Raw genomic sequence first — 18,106 nt, 5'->3', positions numbered from 1 at the left:
CCCCGCCGGTGCAGGCGGTGCCGGGTGAACCGCCGGCGGCGAACTAGCCCTCGCCGCCGAAGCGGGCGGCCCATTCGGCGACCTGCTCGTCCTCGATCTTGCGGAACAGCACCTCGGCGGCCTGAACCGGGCGGCCGACCGGCACGCAGGCCAGCCAGTCCTCATCGGCTGAGGGCCAGCTCAGATCGCTCTCGCCGACGCTGGCGGCGATCTTCGGCGCGGTGAACGGCAGGACCGGCGCCGCCAGCCGCGCGAACAGGGCCACCAGATTCAGCGCGAACCGCACCGCCGTGGCGGCCCGCTCGGGATCGGTCTTGAAGGCGGTCCAGGGGGCGGCGACCTGCAGATATTCATTGCCCAGCACCCAGGCGGCCCGGATCGCCTGCGCGGCCTTGCGGAACTCCATCGCCTCAAAGGCGGCGGTGGCCTCGGCGACCGCTTCCGCGATCTGCGTCTGGAAGGCGCGGTCCTCGTCGGTCAGGGCGGCACCCTCGGGCACGACGCCGCCGAATTTCGACTCGGTGAACTTCACGATCCGGTTGACGAAATTACCCAGCACATCGGCCAGGTCCTTGTTGATCGCCGACTGAAACTGCTCCCAGGTGAAGGCCGAGTCCGAATGCTCGGGACCATAGGCCGTCAGATACCAGCGCCAGTAGTCGGCCGGCAGCAGCGCCAGCGCCTGATCCATGAAGACGCCGCGGCCCTGGCTGGTCGAAAACTTCCCGCCGTACCAGTTAAGCCAGTTGAAGGCCTTCAGCGTATCGACCGTCTTCCACGGCTCGCCCGAGCCCAGGATGGTCGCCGGGAACGACACCGTGTGGAAGGCGACATTGTCCTTGCCCATGAACTGGACATAGCGGACGTCGTCAGCGCCCTCATCCGTGCGCCACCAGTCGCGCCAGGTCACGCCGGTCGCTTCGGCCCATTCCTCGGTCGCGCCGATATATTCGATCGGGGCGTCGAACCAGACATAGAAGACCTTGCCCTCCATGCCCGGGCGCGGGCCGCCGTCGGGCCCGACCACCGGCACGCCCCACTTCAGGTCGCGGGTAATGCCCCGGTCGATCAGTCCCTCGTCCAGATGCTTCAGCGCAATCGAGCGCGCCAGGGTCTGCCAGTCCCTGCGGGTGTCGATCCAGTCGCGGATGCGCCCCTCCAGCTTCGTCTGCAGCAGATAGAGGTGCCGCGTATCGCGCACCTCGAGGTTCCGGCTGCCCGAGACGGCCGAATACGGGTCCTTGAGATCGGTCGGGTCCAGCAGCCGCCCGCAATTGTCGCACTGGTCGCCGCGCGCCTTCTCATAGCCGCAGTGCGGGCAGGTCCCCTCGACATAGCGATCCGGCAGGAAGCGGCCGTCGTCGATCGAATAGATCATCTGATCGACACGTTCCTCGATCAGGCCATTGTCCTCCAGCACCCGGGCGAAATGCTGGGTCAGGCGCCGGTTGGGCTCGTTCGACGACCGCCCGAACCAGTCGTAACTGAGGCCGAAGGCCTCGCCCGCCGCCTTCTGGATCTGGTGCTGCTCGTCGCAATAGGTCCGCACATCCTGACCGGCGGCGGCGGCGGCCAGCTCGGCAGGGGTGCCGTGTTCGTCGGTGGCGCAGATGTAGAGCACCTCATGCCCCTGCCCCCGCTTGAACCGCGCCCAGACATCGGCGGGCAGCATCGACCCGGCTAGATTCCCAAGGTGCTTGATGCCATTGATGTAGGGCAGCGCCGAGGTGATCAGAATGCGGGCCATGGGTGTCCGAACAAGTGGCGAGTGACGAGTGGCGAGTGTTGAGCGGTTTAGTGGCGAGTGTGCCGCTATATCGCAACCTTCAAGTCCGATAATCCGACTTTCGCAGGCCTTGGCATCTTACCTCGGCACACGCCACTCGCCACTCGCCACTTTCTGCATCCGCCGCGCCACGCGGATGAACCGGCCGGTCAGCAGGGCCGAGGACACAAGGCTGGCTATGATGATGGCCCAGACTAGACCGTCTACCCCCATGCGCGGGGCCAATACCCATCCCAGGGGCATCATGACGGCGCCGTAGGCGGTGAAGTGCATGATGGTCGGCCACCAGATGTCGCCCGCCGCGCGATTGGCCTGGGCCGCGACCGCCTGAATGCCGTCGGCGACAAAGAACAGGGTGGCCAGCACCAGCGCCGGCACCGCAATCGCGATCAGCGCCGGGTCGCGGCTGTAGGCGCCGATCAGCAGAGGTGCCGTCGGCCAGACGATCAGCGCCACGACCAGCGTCAGGGTCGAAATCACCGCCAGACTGACCAGCCCGGCGCGCATCACCCCTTGCGCATCCGCCGCCCCGAACGCCCGCCCGACCAGCACGGCGGCGGCGGACGACAGGCCCATGGGGATCATGAAGACGATGGCCGAGATGTTCAGCACGACGGCCCAGGCGGCTGTCTCATTCGTGCCCAGCCGACCGGCGATCAGCGTCATCAGGGCAAAGGCCCCGACCTCGATGAAATAGCTGGAGCCCGCGCCATAACCAACCTTGCGCTGTTCCGCCTCGGCCAGCGGGTCGCGCGGTGCCTTCCGGAAAATGCCCAGCGCCCGGGCCTCGGGCAGGCGCACAATATAGACGATCAGGAACACGGCCAGCGCCGCGCGCGCACAGAAGGTCGCCCAGGACGAGGCCAGCGCCCCGTCGACGCCCAGTCCCAGCAGGTCCGGCACCAGCAAGAGGTTCAGCGCCAGATTGACGCCATTGGCTACCCACATGGCGATCATGCCCGGCTTGGGTTTCCCCAGCGCCTCGAGGAAGAACTGCGCCGCCACGCTGACCAGATAGGCCGGCATCGACAGCGAAAAGACCAGCAGCGGCAGGCGCGCGCCCTCGGCAAGGCCATCCTCCAGCCCGATCGATGCCAGGCCCCACGGCCCGACCAGCATCAGGCCGATCATCGACCCACCGCCCAGCCACAGGGCATAGACCAGCCCCCGGCGCAACACCGCACCGACCTCGCTGCGCCGTCCCTCGCCCAGCCGCCGCGCGGTCATGACCTGCACCCCCAGCAACAGGCCGACCGCCGTCGTGATCACGATCGAGGTCGGCGTCCACGCCAGGGTGTGAAAGGCCAGCTCGGTGCTTGAGAAATTGCCGACCACGATGGCGTCGGTCAGGCCCATGACCATGATGCCGATCCGCGCCAGCACCACCGGCCAGGCCAGGGTGAGCAGGTCGCGCAGGACGGTTCGGGTGGCGGGAGATGCGGGCATGGGGTTTCGCGGCAGTCGGCAGTCGGCAGTAGGAGGAATTGATCACGCGGCGGGCGCGATCGGCCGGTCGCTATAGCGGCTTCTCCTCCACCCGTCTCTAATCCCTACTGCCTACTGCCTACTGCCTCCCCCTCACCACGCCCCCATTTCGCGCAGCTGTTTGGCCAGCTCTTCCGGCAGATCGCCGGCATCCAGGGTCGACAGGTCGGGCGGAGCGTCCTTCGATTCCAGATAACGCCAGCCCTGAAACGCCCGTCGGGCCTGCGGGGCCGTGCGGATTACCCGGGGCTCGAGCTGGATCAGGCACTGCGAGGTCTTGCCCTCACCGCGCGTGGTGATGTCGGCGATCGGCATGCGACAGGCGATCGCGCCCTTGATCACCCAGTACAGCGAGCCGCCGTCTTTAAGCTCGGCCGAGCGCTTGGGCGTCATGCGGGTATGGACCGTCAACCAGTCCCCTTTCGCCGCGCGCCGTTCCAGCGTCTCGACCTTGGCCACACCGACGCACAGCTTGATCAGATGAAGCGGCATCAGGCCGGATCAGCCGGCAAAGCTGCTCCCGACCTCGATCATATTGCTCCCCAGGTCCTGCAGTTCTTGGCCGCAGCGCGGTCCCGCCGCCTCGAGCATGGCCATCAGCTGGTCCTCGCTCTGGGTGTTCAGCCACTGGAACAGGCGGACGACCTGATCCTGACCGGGATTACGGCCTTCCAGGCGCCCGATGTAATAGGCCATGCCCAGCGCGCCCGAGGCTTCATACTGAGGGTCCGACCCGGCCATCACGGCGAACAGGGCCGCACACTCCAGATCGTTGCGATCCGCAGTGGGAACGGGATCCTGAGCGACCGCCGCGACGGGAGACGCCATTAGTCCGGCCGCAAGAGCCATGGCCAGTGCCGTATGTTTCATCTCACTCATCCCCTGCTGTGACGACCGCCAGAACCGCATCGGCCCCGACCTGATCGCCCACGTTAAAGCCGATGCTCTCGACCACGCCATCATAGGGCGCGGTCAGCGCCTGTTCCATCTTCATCGCCTCGATGACGACCACAGGCTGACCTTTTTTCACCGGATCACCCGCCTTGACCGGCACCGCCACCACCTTGCCCGGCATGGGCGCGCGGAGCGAACCGTCGGAGGCGGGGCCGGTTGCGCCGATAGAAGTGCGCGTAGAGACAACAAAGGCGTCGCCTCGCTCAAACCGAACCGTCGTCGCCGCATCAATGCGGTGTTCGCCTGCGTGATCGAAGACTGTGTCGTCGATCACAAGCGTGGTGCGCACGCCATCGACAAAAACGGTCTGACCGAGGCTGGGGGCCGCGTTCAAACGCCACCCGATCTGCTCCATAACACCGTTCCAGGGCTCGAACGATCGATGGTGGATCAAGCCCTCGGCGAAGCGGAAGCTGCGAGCGGCTCCCTGCAAGCTGTCGGTGGAGATTTCGGCCACAGTCAGCGCCGCCTCCTCCGCCCCGATGAACCCCGTGTCCACATCCCCCGACACGAACCGCGGATGCTCCAGGCACCGGACGAGAAAGCCCGCATTGGTCCGCACCGGCCAGACCTCGACCTCGCCGCAGGCTTCGGCCAGCGCCTCCGCGGCCTCTTCGCGCGTGTCCTCGTGCACGATCAGCTTGGCGATCATCGGATCGTAGAACTGGCTGACCTCGCCGCCCTGTTCGACGCCGGTATCGACCCGCACGCCTTCCGGCATACGGAAATGCTCCAGCTTGCCAATGCTGGGCAGAAAGCCATTGGCCGGATCTTCGGCATATAGCCGCGCTTCCATGGCCCAGCCGTGAATGCCGATCTCCTCCTGCTTCAGGGGTATCGGTTCCCCCGCCGCCACGCGCAGCTGCCATTCGACCAGATCGACTCCCGTGATCGCCTCGGTCACCGGGTGTTCGACCTGCAGCCGCGTGTTCATCTCCATGAACCAGATGCGGTCGGCCCGTAGACCCTCCGAGGCATCGGCGATGAACTCGATCGTGCCCGCCCCCTCATAGTTCACAGCCTTGGCCGCGCGCACGGCGGCGGCGGTCACGGCCTCGCGCGTTTCGGCGTCCATGCCGGGGGCCGGGGCCTCCTCGATCACCTTCTGGTGGCGGCGCTGCAGCGAACAGTCGCGCTCGTTCAGGTGCACGACGGTGCCGTGCGTGTCCCCGAACACCTGCACCTCGATGTGGCGCGGCCGGGTGATATAGGTCTCGATCAGCACGCGCGGATCGCCGAACGACGACTGCCCCTCGCGTTGGGCGCTGGCGAGCGCATCGGCAAAGTCTTCGGCCCGGTCGACGCGGCGCATGCCCTTGCCGCCGCCGCCGGCCACGGCCTTGATCAGCACTGGATAGCCGATACGGTCGGCCTCGGCCTTCAGGGTGTCGGCCGACTGGTCCTCGCCCTGATAGCCGGGCGTCACGGGCACGCCCGCCTCGATCATCAGCTTCTTGGCGGCATCCTTCAGGCCCATGGCGCGAATCGACGCCGGCGGCGGCCCGATCCAGACCAGCCCCGCCGCCTTCACCGCCTCGGCAAAGTCGGCATTCTCGGACAGGAAGCCATAGCCCGGGTGGATGGCCTCGGCCCCGGTCGCCTTCGCGGCCGCCAGCACCTTGGCCCCGTCCAGATAGGACTCACTGGCCTGCGCCGGTCCCAGCAGCACCGCCTCATCGGCCATCCGCACATGCGGCGCCCTGGCATCCGCCTCGGAATAGACGGCGATGGTCCGCAGCCCCATGGCACGGGCCGTCCGAAACACACGACAGGCGATCTCGCCCCGATTGGCGACCAGAACAGATTTGAACATCAGCGCGCCCTACTCCGCCCAGCGCGGCTTGCGCTTGTCGAGGAAGGCGCGCACGCCCTCCTGGCCTTCTTTCGACACCCGGGCGCGGGCGATCCGGTGGGCGGTGTCCTCCATCATGGCATGGTCGACCTTGCGGTGCGCCACGTCGTGGACCAGCCGCTTGGCCTCGCCCATGGCCCCGGGCGCGCAGGCCGTCAGCGTCCCGCTCAGATGGCTGATGAAACCGTCCAGCGCGGCGGCATCCGGCACCACCGCATCCACCAGCCCGACATGGGCGGCATAGTCGGCATCAAACACATTGCCGGTCAGGAACAGGGCGCGGGCGCGGCGCGCCCCGACCGCCTCGACCACATAGGGGGCGATGGTCGCCGGGATCAGGCCCAGCTTGACCTCGCTGAACGCGAACTTGGTGCCCTTGACCGCCACGGCCATGTCGCAGGCCGCGACGATGCCGGCGCCGCCGCCCATGGCCGCGCCCTCGACCAGCGCCACCGTCAGCGCCGGCACGTCGTGCAGCGCCTTCAGCATCTTCGCCAGGCCCATCGCGTCCTCGCGGTTGTCGCTCTCGGACCAATCGGCCGCCTCGGCCATCCAGGTCAGGTCAGCGCCTGCGCTGAACGTCCCGCCCGCCCCGCGCACGAACACCACCCGGATATGGTCGGCCCCGTGCAGGGTCTCGAACGCCTGATAAAGCGCCCCGATGGTCCGCGCATCAAAGGCATTCTTCCTGTCCGGCCGGTTCAGGGTGATGAACACCGCCCCGTCCGGGGTCGACTCGATCGTTACGAGATCGCTGACCGCATCGGTATCCGCCCCCGCCACCAGCGGATGGGCGATGCGGTTCATCTCGGCCGCCTCGGCATCGGTGATGTCCATGGCGTTGAGGTCAGCGTCGGTGGGGGTCTTGTCGGGCATCAGATCATTCTCCTGGGCACCGGACATAGGTCCAAGTCTCGTCGTCTATAAGGATGGAAAGCCGGGATTGATCCTTTGAAAGGCTGAGACGGGACGCCTTTCTTTCGGTCAGGGGCAATCCGCCGGGCGCCGTTACGTTCACGTCAGTCCAGTCGAGTTCGATTTCCACGACGCCGCCGTCAGAACTCGTCGTCCGAATGAGGTCACCCGTCGACTCAAAGAACTGTAGCCTGCGGCTGGTAACGCGAAGGCCGCTCAGACTCTCCGGATCAGCGCAGGCGGCAGCCTCCAGATCCCACGCGCCCTCGAAAGTCTTTGGCAGCGACACATCCTTGCCGCAGGACGAAACGACGATAGCCAGTCCCAGAATCGGAAGACAACGGTGCACGGCCTACATCCGGAACACGCCAAACGGCGTGTCGGGGATCGGGCCGTTCAGGCTGGCGCTGATGGCCAGGCCCAGCACGTCGCGGGTCTGGACCGGGTCGATGACGCCGTCATCCCACAAACGCGCGGTGGCGTAATAGGGGTTGCCCTCATCCTCATATTTCTGGCGGATCGGCGCCTTGAAGGCCTCGGCCTGCTCCTCGGTCCAGCTGTCGGCGTCGCGGTGCACGGTCGCCAGCACACTGGCCGCCTGCTCGCCGCCCATCACCGAAATCCGGCTGTTCGGCCAGGTGAACAGGAAGCGCGGGCTGTAGGCCCGGCCGCACATGCCATAGTTGCCGGCCCCGAAACTGCCGCCGATCAGGACGGTGAATTTGGGCACCTCGGCACTGGCCACGGCGGTCACCAGCTTGGCGCCGTTCTTGGCGATGCCCTCGGCCTCATACTTTCCGCCGACCATGAAGCCCGAGATGTTCTGCAGGAACACCAGCGGGATCTTGCGCTTGCAGGCCAGCTGGATGAAGTGCGCCCCCTTCAGCGCGCTTTCGGAAAACAGCACGCCATTGTTGGCCAGAATGGCGACCGGATAGCCCCAGATGCGCGCAAAGCCGCACACCAGCGTCGTGCCATAGTCGCGCTTGAACTCATCGAACTCCGAGCCGTCGACGGTGCGGGCAATGACCTCGCGCACATCATAGGGCGCGCGCACATCGTCGGGGATGATGCCGTACAGCTCTTCCGGGTCCAGCGCCGGCGGGCGCGGCTCGCGCACATCCAGCGGCACGTCCTTGACCGTGTTCAGATTGGCGACGATGGACCGCACGATCTCCAGCGCGTGTTCGTCGTTCTCGGCCACATGGTCGACCACGCCCGACTTGCGGCCATGGGTCTCGGCCCCGCCCAGATCCTCGGCCGAGATCACCTCGCCCGTCGCGGCCTTCACCAGCGGTGGCCCCGCGAGAAAGATGGTGCCCTGATTGCGCACAATGACCGTCTCGTCCGACATGGCCGGCACATAGGCCCCGCCGGCGGTGCAGCTGCCCATGACACAGGCGATCTGGGGGATGTCGCGCGCGCTCATCCGCGCCTGATTGAAGAAGATCCGCCCGAAATGCTCGCGGTCAGGAAACACCTCGGCCTGGTGCGGCAGGTTGGCCCCGCCCGAATCGACCAGATAGACGCACGGCAGGCGGTTCTGCTCGGCGATCTCCTGCGCGCGCAGGTGCTTCTTGACCGTCATCGGGAAATAGGCGCCGCCCTTCACCGTCGGGTCGTTGGCGACGATCATCACCTCGCGGCCCGAGACCCGGCCGATACCGCAGATCATGCCCGCCCCGGGCGCTTCGTTCCCATACATACCGAACGCCGCCAGCTGGCCGATCTCAAGGAAGGGCGAGCCGGGATCCAGCAGGCGCTCGACCCGGTCGCGTGGCAACAACTTGCCACGGCTGACGTGCCGCTCGCGCGCCTTGTCCGACCCGCCCCGCGCCGCCAGGGCGACCCGCTCGACCAGTTCGTCGCGCAGGCGGCGGTTGGTGCTCTCCAGCGCCTTGAAGGCCGGAGCGGACGGATCGATGGCAGAGGTCAGCTTGGGCATGCCCTCCCTTTAGGCAGCTTTCCCCGGAACGGCAAAGGGGGCGAAACTCCTGACAGGCCGGATGACCACGCCCCCGGGAATCTGCCATAAGGCCATATGGCCAAGGCGCCCACGGACACGCTCGAAGCGGCACTGCAGACCCTGTTTACAGGCGGCGACAAGACGCATGTCAGCTGGTTCGCCCTGACGGGAGGTGAGCAGCTGTTTGGCGAGGGGGATCCCGCCGACACCCTCTATCTGCTGCGCTCCGGCCGTCTCGGCGTCTTCTCCCACGACGGCGACCAGACTCCGCGCTTCCTCGGCGTGGTGCGCCCGGGCGAGCCGGTCGGCGAAATGTCCATGCTGGCCGGCACGCCCCACACCGCCAGCGTCGTCGCCCTGCGCGATTCCGAAATCCTGGCCCTGCCGCGCGAAACCTTCTTCGAGGCGGCCCGCAGCCAGCCGGACCTGATGGTCGAGCTGTCGCGCCTGATGATCCGCCGGTCCCGGGACCAGACACTGGGCGGAGGCGAGCCCAGCGTGTTCGGCTTCATCTCGGCCCGCCCCCGTCCCATCCGGGCTTTTGTCGAACGGATCGCCGCCTCGATCCAGGCCCAGGGCTTCACCTGCCTGATCATCGACCATTCGGCCCTGAGCTCCGTCGCCGAATGGTTCAGCCGGGTCGAGGACAGCCACGACTTCGTCCTCTATGTGGCCGAGGCTGACGAGCCCGCCTGGGCCCAGCTGTGCACCCGTCAGGTCGACCGGCTGTTCATCGTCGGCAATCCGCTGAATGCCCCGCCCGGTGCCACTCTGCCCCGCAATCCCGCTCTGGATGCCCAGCAGCGGACCGATCTGATCCTTCTGCGGGACCCCCGCATGCTCCGCCCCGCCAATACCGGCGTCTGGCTGGATGCGGTCAGGCCGGGGCGCTGGTTCCACGCGACCGACGGCAGCGCGGAAGACGCCGCCCGCATGGCCCGGATCGTCACCGGAACGGCGGTCGGCGTCGTCCTGTCCGGCGGGGGCGCCCGGGCCTATGCCCACATCGGCGCCATCCGGGCCCTGCGGGAAGCCCGGGTTCCGCTCGACTTTCTCGGGGGATCTTCCATGGGCGCGATCATCGCCGCCGGCCCCGCTCTCGGCTGGTCCCAGGACGAGCTGGAGGCGGAGATCAAGCGCGCCTTCGTCGCCAGCGACCCCCTGTCGGACATCACCTTTCCCATGATCGCCATGACCCGGGCGGGCAAGGTCGCGCGTCTGCTGCGCAACGCCTATGGCGATACCGAGATGGCCGACATGCCCCTGCCCTTCTTCGCCGTCTCGACCAATCTGACGACCGGCCGGATCGAGGTGCACAGGCGCGGGCTGCTGCGTCGGGCCATGCGCGCTACGATCGCCATTCCGGGGGTCATGCCACCCGTGGTCATGCACCACCAGGTGCTGGTCGACGGTGCCGTGCTGCGGAACTTCCCCGCCGAGACCATGCGCCAGATGAACGCTGGCCCTGTGATCGGGGTCGATATGTCCCAGGCCCGGGGCGTGGATCCGGCGACCCTTCAGAACCCGCCCTCCTGGTGGCGGTGGATCCTCTCGGGGGACTGGAAGAAGGGGCCGCCCATCGTGGCCCTGCTGATGCGGGCCGCCACCCTGACCAGCGACGCCGACGTCGAAACCTCTCGCAAGGCCACCGACCTGCTGATCCAGCCCGAGCCCGAGGGCATGGATATCCGCGACTGGAAGGCCTACGACATCCCGGTCCGGGCGGGCTATGAGGCGGCGCGCAAGGCGCTGGAGGAGCTGGACGGCCCGGTCACCGACCTGCGCCGCAGCCGCGTCCGCAAGGCCGAAGAGGCTGAAACCGTCACCGCGCCCGAGCCAGAAGGAAGAGCCGCGGAAAAGGCAAAAGCGTCACGCCGTCGGAACGCCTCGGAAAGGTCCGGCTGAGCGCCCCGGCCAGCCTCTCAAGATAGCCCGCCTTCAGCTCCGGCATATCGGCCAGAGCCGTCAGATAGGGTCGCAGCGCCGTGCCGGACATCCACGCCAACACGGCATCCTCACCGCTCAGGGCATGGAGATAGGTGGTCGACCAGATATCGACCGTCTCGCTGAACGCGGCCAGTCGGTCGTAATAGACCTCGCCCGGCAGCAGGGGCGCGATCGTTGCCACAGGGCGCAGGGCCCGGGCCCACGGCCCGTCCGCCGCCACCTCCCGCATCAGGGTATGATGCCGGGTCTCGAACGCCATCGGCATCTGCACCGCCAGGACACCCCCCGGGGCCAGCTGGCCGGCCAGCCGCGGAAACAGCGCTTCATGATGGCCCACCCACTGCAAGGAGGCATTGGCGAAAATCAGATCGACGGGCTGGCCCGGTGACCAGCCGGCAATGTCGCCCTGATGCCAGTGAACCGTCTTGTCCCGCGCCCTGGCACCGGCCAACATCTCGCGGCTCAGCTCCAGCCCGTGCACCTCGGCCGCCGGATAGCGCCGTTTCAACAGACTGGCATGGTGACCGTCACCACAGCCCAGGTCCCAGATATCGCGCGGGTCCAGATCGCCGGGCAGTCGCACCAGAAGGTCCAGCGCCGCGCGATCACGCTCGGCCCCGAACAGGCCGTACCGGTCCGGGTCCCACTGGACGGTCTCTGCTTGGGGAATCGGCATGGGAGCGCTCCCGGCCTGGTCTGCGGCGGGAAGCCGCCCTCGCGATGGTACCGCCTCTCAGGCTTGAACTGAGGACCTCCGGCTCCACAAACCGGCGCTCTAACCAACTGAGCTAAGGCGGCACGCGTCGCGAGGAGCGTCCTCTAGCGGCCTCGCGGGCCGGGATCAAGCCGCTCGCGCGATTTGCCGGTCCTCATTCAGGTTCAGCGGTACCCCTTGGACTGGATGTAGCGCTCCAGCGCCTGGATCCGGGTCGAGTCCGACGGGTGGGTCGAAGCGAACTCGGGCGTCTGGGTTTGACGCTGGGCCGCCATCAGCCGCCACAAGGCGATGGATTCCGACGCGCGATAGCCGGCCCGAACCATATAGTCGACGCCCAGTTGGTCGGCTTCGAGCTCATGCTGGCGCGAGAACGGCAGGAGCACACCCAGTTGCGCGCCGAGCCCGCCCAGGGCGCCCACCGCCTGGCCATAGTCGCCCGATGCACCCTGGATGGCCTGGATACCGATACTGGTCACCGCCGTGCTGGAATAGCGCTCGGCAGCATGCTGGGCGACCACATGGCCGATCTCATGGCCGATCACGGCCGCCAGCTGGTCGTCATTCTGGACCAGGGCCAGAAGTCCGGTGGTTACGCCGATCTTGCCCGACGGCAGGACGAAGGCATTGGGCGAGGTGTCCACGAACACCGCATAGTCCCAGCGGATATTGGTCAGACCCGCTGCCTGCACCAGGCGATCGCCGACCCGACGGATGCGCTCATTGGCGGCGGCGTCGCGTGAGACCTGCTGGGTGCGCAGTGCATCGGCCCACGCCTGATCGGCCGCCTGGGTCAGGGCCGCATTGTCGACCAGCAGAAACTGACTGCGGCCCAGGGCCTCATTATAGGCGCAGCCTCCGACGAGGGCAGAGGCGGCCACCAGGCCCACAAACGACTTCGCCAGAGTGGCCCTGGACAGGATGAACGGCATGCGGATGTCTCCCGGGTGTTTCCAACAGCTGTGACGCTTGAACACGCGGAGCGCAAATTTGATCCGGCGGCCTTATCCGGCCCCGGCAAAGAAAAACGCCCCGGGGCGAACCCCGGGGCGTTTCAGTCTTCTGTCGTCGTTCCGACTCTATTGGAGACGGAAGGTGACAGTGAAGTTCACCCGGCCACCGACGGCCACACCATCGACCTGACCGGGGGTCAGACGGGCGCGGCGGGTCGACCGGATCGCTTCCTGGCCGAAGCCGGCTCCGGAGGGCTCCTCCGAAATGATCCGGCAATCGCTCACCGAACCGTTCGGATTGACCCCGCAGCTCAGCTCCACACGACCGCTTTCAATCCCGCGGGACATGGCCCGATCCGGGAATTCCGGGGTCGGACGGCTGGCCCAGGCCGGGTTGGTCACGACCGGCGGACGCGGCGGCGCCGGCGGAGCCGGCGGCGGCGGCGGTCCAGGAATATTGACCGGCGGGCCGGTGTATTCCTGACGGTCTTCCTTCGGCACCGGCGGGATCGGCAGGGTGACCGGCGGGGCCAGCGGACTGGGCGCAGGTTCACGCGGCTGAAGCTTCGGTGGCGGCGGCTGGTCCGTCGGCGGAGGCGGCGGAGGCGGCGGCGGCGGAGGCGGCGGCGGGATCGGATCGATCAGATCGACCTGCACGGAGTTATCCGTGTAGTCCGGAATCTTCAGCTCGAACCTGGATTTATCGACGAAGTAGAGCAACACCCCGAACAGGATGGTCACCACAATCAGAACAACGATCCAGACCCCGATCGACACCCCCATGAAGCCCTTTTTCTTCGGGGCGTCATAGCGACTGCGATGGTATTCAACGGGTGTATCGGTCATTTCGCCCGTCCTTTACTGAGGGGTTGCGTTGTCTTCGCCGACCAGGGCGACGCTGTAAAAGCCATTGTCCTGCAGGGCATTCATAACCTGCATGAAATCGCCATAGCGCGTGGTCTGGTCAGCACGAATGAAGATACGCTCTTCCTCCGGGTTACGCGTCCGGATCAGGAAGCGGAGATTGTCACCAATCTCCCCGACCGTGGTCCGGTTGTCGCCGATGAAGACACCCCCATCTCTCTGGATGGAGATGAACACCGGGGTGGGCGGGTTCTCCTGCGGTTCGGCTGCGGCGGTGGGCAGTTTCACCTCCACCGACACGGTGGCCAAAGGCGCGGCCACCATGAAGATGATGAGGAGAACCAGCATGATATCAACGAAAGGCGTAACGTTGATCTCGCTGTTCTGCTCGACGTGATACTTTCCGCCGCCGCCTCCTGAGAGTTTCGCGGCCATGAGGCTTACGCTCCCTTGTCGAGCTGACGGGAGATGGCGTTGAGCAGTTCAGCAGCAAAGCCGTCCGAGCGCGTGCCGTAGGCGGCGATGCGGGTGTTGAAGTAGTTATAGAAGATAACCGCCGGAATAGCCGCGAACAGACCGATACCCGTGGCCAGCAGCGCCTCGGCGATACCGGGGGCCACGACGGCCAGGTTGGTGGTGTTCGACTCGGCGATACCGATGAAGGAGTTCATAACCCCGTACACCGTACCGAACAGACCGATGAACGGAGCGGACGAACCGGTCGAGGCCAGGAATTGCTGGCCGCCCGACAGACGATTGGCCAGACCGGACTGAACGGCCGAGACCGCCGTGGCGGCGCGGGTCATCGCCGAATCGCGGTGCTCGCCGGTGACCGACAGGCCCGCCTGACGCGACAGTTCGACTTCTTCGGTGGCCGCGGCGGCCATGTCGGCCAGCGGGTTACCGTCGAACTCGTCCGAGGTCGCGATCTTGCGCATGTCCGCGATCGAACGGGCACCGCGGAAGTTTTCCAGGAAGCGGTTGGTCTTGGCGTTCAGGCCACCGAACTCGATCATCTTGATGATCAGGATGACCCACGTGAAGATCGAGGCGACCAGCAGGCCGACCATGACGACCTTAACGACGATGCCCGAGTCCATGAACATCTTGATGGGGGTCAGCGACTCGCCGCCGTGTCCGCCGACCGCTTCGGCAACGGTTTCCGGGGATTCGGGGGCGGCAGCGGCGTCAGCCGGCACCGTGGTGGCCTCGGCCGTGGCCGGGGCGGGAGCCGTAGTGTCCTGAGCCAGGACCGGCGAGCTCGCCATGAGGACGGCAGCGCCGACCATTGCGAGGAGGATGTTCGTCTTTTTGCTATCGCGCATAGTTCGCCAGTTCCTGCGTTGTGGTCTGACCATGAAACCCTAAAGGACCCGACCACAGCGGTCGTATCCCAGTTAAATTCTGACTTCTCGACGTCGAACCCGGGGGTCCGGCATCGAAACGCCTTCGGATGCGCCCGGTTGCCGAAAGGAACCGGTGTCGGTGACAGATGGCTCCGAACCTCGGCCCGAACCCTTCTGACGACGCCCACCCAAGAAAGCAGTCACGCTCCCTTTGGCGAACGCATACCAGAGCGTCAAGTGCGCGAAGGTGCTTTTCCCCCGGCGCGAGAACGCTCCTTGTTGGGGCACAACCTTGCCCCGGAAAGCGACATTTTCATGATATCTGGAATTTCCTTCCGCGCCGGGCGCGAGGAAGTGGTGCCTGGGGGCGGATTCGAACCACCGACACGCGGATTTTCAATCCGCTGCTCTACCAACTGAGCTACCCAGGCGCGCTCCGGCGGGCGGGAGCGGGGTCTATAGGCGAGCGGATGCGGGGTGTCCAGCACCCTTCTTCATCGTTCGCTTCCGTCGCCCGGCGGGTCGTCCTCACCGCCCTCGGCGGGCTCTCCCGGAAGCACATATCCGCCGGTCAGCCAGCGCTGCAAATCGACGTCTGAACAGCGTTTGGAACAAAACGGTCGATAGTCCGCGTGGGTGGAATTTTTCTTGCAGATCGGACACTTGGCCATTCAGCCCTCCCGCAGTTCGTAGGTACCGGCCGCCAGATCCGGGTCCGCGACAAGGCGCGCCCTCGGGCCGATCCCGACGATCAGCGCATCCATGTCTTCGCGCTCTCCCTTCGGCACCGCCAGGGTTACCCAGGGAGAGGTCCGGTCGGTGGCCAGCGCATGCCGTAAAGTTCGAACCGCCTCGATCTGGTTCGCCCGCTTCCGGCGCGTCCCCGAAACCCCGAACAGCGACTCCTCAAATGGTGCCCGCGTCCACGGCAGGGACAGTTGCAGGACCCCGAAACGGCTCAGTGGCCCAAAGGTGACACCGGTGTCCTGAAATGAAATTTTGGCTGCGGCCATTACCGGCTCGGGCGGAAGCGCGGTGCCGACCAGATCAATCGCGACCAGACCCCCCCAGTTTTTCAGCGCGATCCGTCGCGCGGCCAGGGTCAAACCGCGTCGATTCGCCGCCAGACGGGCGCTCATACCGTCGCGCCCGGCCTCTCCCGCATGGTCGATGTCGACGGTCACCATGGCGCGGGTGCGCTCAACGGCCACATCCAGTCCGCCTTCGAAGAAGGTGGTGGCCAGCTGCAGCTCTCGCGCCTCGCGCACGACCTCAATCGCGACGGCCCCGGTCCCGGGCTCGACGCCCGGCGCCGCCCGGGCCAGCCACTCCCCCACGTCCGGCCCGGGCTTCAGCAAGCGTGGCGGCCCCTCCCCGGTCCCGATCCGCTTCAGCGTCGGCCCCTTGCCGCCCCGCGGCTCGGCCGTCACGGCCACATGGACGGCCTCGCCCACCGCCGCCGCGCCCTTCGGCAGGAATCCGAACGGTTCTCCGGTCCCCAGATCGACAAAGGCCCCGCCGCCCCCGGGCAGCAGGGCGGTCACCCGGCCGATGCTCGACGCCTCAAGTCGGTTCGCAGGCTGATCCTCGTCGCGCGACAGGAAGATGCGGCACGGCTCGCCGTCCTGGCACACCACGCCCCAGGTCTCGCCCGGCGCCTCATCCAGAAATGTCTCGAGGCTACTCACCCGCGCCGGTACCCGACGCCTTCCAGCAGGCTGACGGTTTCATAGAGCGGCAGTCCCATGACCGCCGGGTGGCTGCCGACGATCCGCCGGACAAAGGCGCCCGCCGGTCCCTGTATGCCATAGGCCCCGGCCTTGCCCTGCCAGTCACCGCTGGCGACATAGGCGGCGATCTCGGCCTCACTCAGGACCTTGAGCGACACGCGCGTCTCGACCACCCGCACCGAGATGCGATCGCCCCGGGCGACGGCCACGCCGGTGTGCACCCGGTGGTTCCGGCCCGACAGCAGCCGCAGGAAGCGCGCGGCCTCTTCGGCATCGGCGGCCTTTTCCAGAAAGCGCCGCCCCAGCGATACGACGGTGTCCGCCGCCAGCACCACGGCCTCGGGATGCAGGTCGGCCACTACGGCCGCCTTCGACCGCGCCAGGCGGTCCGCCAGCTGCGCCGGGGTTTCGGATTTCAGAGGGGTTTCGTCGATGTCGGCGGGCTCCACCCGGTCCGGAACGATCCCGACCTGGGCCAGCAACTCACGCCGGCGCGGACTGGCAGAAGCCAGGATGAGCTCAGGACGGGCCATCCCGCCCGGCCTTACTTGAAGCGATAGGTGATGCGACCCTTGGTCAGGTCGTAGGGCGTCATTTCGACCAGGACCTTGTCGCCGGCCAGCACGCGGATGCGGTTCTTGCGCATCTTGCCCGCCGTGTGGGCGATGATCTCGTGGTCGTTCTCGAGCGTCACGCGGAACGTGGCATTGGGCAGCAGTTCGCTGACCACGCCGGGAAACTCGAGCAATTCTTCCTTAGCCATGCGGCCTCTCGCACCCGGGGAAACATTGAACGGTACCAAGTCGGGCGAAACACGGACCGTTGAGGTCGCGCCCTATGCATTAAAATGCATGAATAGTCGAGAGGTCAGGGCTGATGGTAGTCCCCTAATTTGAATCGAAGTTATGATTCCTGTTGCGAAGGGCGTTTGCGGCCGATGAATGCGTGATCCTGCATTTTGAGCAGGAGAAGTAGATGCGGCATCGCACAGACATTATCATGACCCCGATTGGATGGGGTCGGCTTTCGGTTCGCCGGGAAATCATCGACGGCAAGCTGTCCTTTCAGGGATGCGTTGACGGGCGCGCGTGTGTTTCCGCCCTGACGTTCGAAGCTGCGGCTCAGGCTCTTCTGCGTCGCGCGCTTCACAAGGTGCGTCTCTGATGCGCCCGTATCTTTCATTTCATCTTGGCGGTTCGCCGATCGAGATCAGCCTGGGCGTTGATGGTCAATGCCACGGGTGTTGGCTGGGCATGACGTTTGTTGGGCCGAGCGCCGCCGCCGTCGTTTTCCAGATCATCACGCGACATCGCGCCCGGATGTCGGCTAAGATGAAGTTCGATGAGTAAGAAGCGCTCCACTTCCAGCCGCAATGACGCGAAGACGGCGCAGGGGCTGGAGGGGTTCGAATCTCCATCCGACCCGGCGGACCCGGACATCCTGGAAATCGTGGAGCGCATGGTGGAAATGCGCCGCCATCGGCTAAGCCAAGCGCGTTCCACGCGTTCCGGGAAACCGAAGCCCAGCGGCGAGGATTGAGTCCGGCATCGGCGACCATGCCGCCTCGTCGAACCGTCGCGTCCGCTGCCAGGG

At 66.5% G+C, this 18,106-nt stretch carries 19 protein-coding genes and 2 tRNA genes; 3 read left to right on the top strand and 18 right to left on the bottom strand.

Features of this window, described 5'->3' with window-relative positions; translation table 11 throughout:
- Window positions 1-43: 43 nt before the first annotated feature.
- The 7 genes from metG to IBJ06_RS13240 form a co-directional block, all read right to left on the bottom strand.
- The gene (gene metG / locus IBJ06_RS13270; protein WP_292161172.1) at window positions 44-1,747 is read right to left on the bottom strand and encodes a methionine--tRNA ligase; all 1,704 of its coding nucleotides are present in this window, start codon (window positions 1,745-1,747) and stop codon (window positions 44-46) included.
- 117 nt (window positions 1,748-1,864) lie between these two features.
- On the bottom strand, window positions 1,865-3,232 hold the full coding sequence (locus IBJ06_RS13265) for an MATE family efflux transporter (RefSeq protein ID WP_292161169.1): 1,368 nt from the start codon (window positions 3,230-3,232) through the stop codon (window positions 1,865-1,867).
- Window positions 3,233-3,364: 132 nt separating this feature from the next.
- Complete coding sequence (locus IBJ06_RS13260) at window positions 3,365-3,763, bottom strand: DUF1489 domain-containing protein (protein ID WP_292161168.1); 399 nt, start codon at window positions 3,761-3,763, stop codon at window positions 3,365-3,367.
- A gap of 9 nt (window positions 3,764-3,772) precedes the next feature.
- Window positions 3,773-4,141: a hypothetical protein gene (locus IBJ06_RS13255; RefSeq protein WP_292161166.1), complete on the bottom strand. Its 369-nt coding sequence runs from the start codon at window positions 4,139-4,141 to the stop codon at window positions 3,773-3,775.
- A gap of 1 nt (window position 4,142) precedes the next feature.
- Window positions 4,143-6,038, bottom strand: coding sequence for a biotin carboxylase N-terminal domain-containing protein (locus tag IBJ06_RS13250; RefSeq protein ID WP_292161164.1), 1,896 nt, complete (start codon window positions 6,036-6,038; stop codon window positions 4,143-4,145).
- Window positions 6,039-6,047: 9 nt separating this feature from the next.
- Window positions 6,048-6,953, bottom strand: a complete 906-nt coding sequence (locus IBJ06_RS13245; protein ID WP_292161162.1) for an enoyl-CoA hydratase-related protein — start codon at window positions 6,951-6,953, stop codon at window positions 6,048-6,050.
- Between the two features lie 391 nt (window positions 6,954-7,344).
- Window positions 7,345-8,937: a carboxyl transferase domain-containing protein gene (locus IBJ06_RS13240; protein ID WP_292161159.1), complete on the bottom strand. Its 1,593-nt coding sequence runs from the start codon at window positions 8,935-8,937 to the stop codon at window positions 7,345-7,347.
- Window positions 8,938-9,033: 96 nt separating this feature from the next.
- Between IBJ06_RS13240 and IBJ06_RS13235 the strand changes: the two genes are divergently transcribed.
- Entirely contained in the window at window positions 9,034-10,863 is a 1,830-nt protein-coding gene (locus IBJ06_RS13235; RefSeq protein WP_292161157.1) for a patatin-like phospholipase family protein, read from the top strand.
- Here IBJ06_RS13235 and IBJ06_RS13230 read toward each other — a convergent pair.
- The 11 genes from IBJ06_RS13230 to infA form a co-directional block, all read right to left on the bottom strand.
- The gene (locus IBJ06_RS13230; RefSeq protein WP_292161155.1) at window positions 10,781-11,581 is read right to left on the bottom strand and encodes a methyltransferase domain-containing protein; all 801 of its coding nucleotides are present in this window, start codon (window positions 11,579-11,581) and stop codon (window positions 10,781-10,783) included. The genes IBJ06_RS13235 and IBJ06_RS13230 overlap by 83 nt on opposite strands.
- A gap of 45 nt (window positions 11,582-11,626) precedes the next feature.
- Window positions 11,627-11,703: transfer RNA gene (locus IBJ06_RS13225), tRNA-His, on the bottom strand.
- Between the two features lie 81 nt (window positions 11,704-11,784).
- On the bottom strand, window positions 11,785-12,552 hold the full coding sequence (locus IBJ06_RS13220) for a M48 family metallopeptidase (protein ID WP_292161153.1): 768 nt from the start codon (window positions 12,550-12,552) through the stop codon (window positions 11,785-11,787).
- A gap of 147 nt (window positions 12,553-12,699) precedes the next feature.
- Window positions 12,700-13,419 (bottom strand): energy transducer TonB, encoded by a 720-nt coding sequence (locus IBJ06_RS13215; RefSeq protein WP_292161151.1) that lies wholly within the window; start codon window positions 13,417-13,419, stop codon window positions 12,700-12,702.
- Window positions 13,420-13,431: 12 nt separating this feature from the next.
- A complete protein-coding gene (locus IBJ06_RS13210; RefSeq protein WP_292161149.1) occupies window positions 13,432-13,872 on the bottom strand; it encodes a biopolymer transporter ExbD in 441 nt (146 codons plus the stop codon).
- A 5-nt stretch (window positions 13,873-13,877) separates the two neighbouring features.
- Entirely contained in the window at window positions 13,878-14,762 is an 885-nt protein-coding gene (locus IBJ06_RS13205) for a MotA/TolQ/ExbB proton channel family protein (protein WP_292161148.1), read from the bottom strand.
- A 376-nt stretch (window positions 14,763-15,138) separates the two neighbouring features.
- Window positions 15,139-15,214 (bottom strand) — tRNA-Phe (locus tag IBJ06_RS13200).
- A gap of 63 nt (window positions 15,215-15,277) precedes the next feature.
- Window positions 15,278-15,454, bottom strand: a complete 177-nt coding sequence (gene yacG / locus IBJ06_RS13195; protein WP_292161146.1) for a DNA gyrase inhibitor YacG — start codon at window positions 15,452-15,454, stop codon at window positions 15,278-15,280.
- Window positions 15,455-16,471 (bottom strand): RNA-binding protein, encoded by a 1,017-nt coding sequence (locus IBJ06_RS13190; protein ID WP_292161145.1) that lies wholly within the window; start codon window positions 16,469-16,471, stop codon window positions 15,455-15,457.
- Window positions 16,468-17,046 carry a nucleoside triphosphate pyrophosphatase gene (locus IBJ06_RS13185; protein ID WP_292161143.1) on the bottom strand — a complete coding sequence of 193 codons (579 nt, stop codon included), beginning with the start codon at window positions 17,044-17,046 and terminating at the stop codon, window positions 16,468-16,470. Before IBJ06_RS13185 ends, IBJ06_RS13190 begins: the two co-directional genes overlap by 4 nt.
- Before the next feature lie 11 nt (window positions 17,047-17,057).
- Window positions 17,058-17,276, bottom strand: a complete 219-nt coding sequence (gene infA / locus IBJ06_RS13180; protein ID WP_003164348.1) for a translation initiation factor IF-1 — start codon at window positions 17,274-17,276, stop codon at window positions 17,058-17,060.
- Window positions 17,277-17,676: 400 nt separating this feature from the next.
- On the opposite strand from infA, the gene IBJ06_RS13175 reads away from it, so the two are divergent.
- Entirely contained in the window at window positions 17,677-17,862 is a 186-nt protein-coding gene (locus tag IBJ06_RS13175; RefSeq protein WP_292161141.1) for a hypothetical protein, read from the top strand.
- Window positions 17,855-18,052: a hypothetical protein gene (locus tag IBJ06_RS13170; protein WP_292161139.1), complete on the top strand. Its 198-nt coding sequence runs from the start codon at window positions 17,855-17,857 to the stop codon at window positions 18,050-18,052. The genes IBJ06_RS13175 and IBJ06_RS13170 overlap by 8 nt, the downstream gene beginning before the upstream one ends.
- Window positions 18,053-18,106: the final 54 nt, after the last annotated feature.

It is taken from the genome of Brevundimonas sp. (assembly GCF_016742135.1).
Taxonomy (GTDB): domain Bacteria; phylum Pseudomonadota; class Alphaproteobacteria; order Caulobacterales; family Caulobacteraceae; genus Brevundimonas.
Note: the sequence above shows the minus strand (reverse complement) of the source record. Positions and strands in the feature narration are given on the sequence as shown.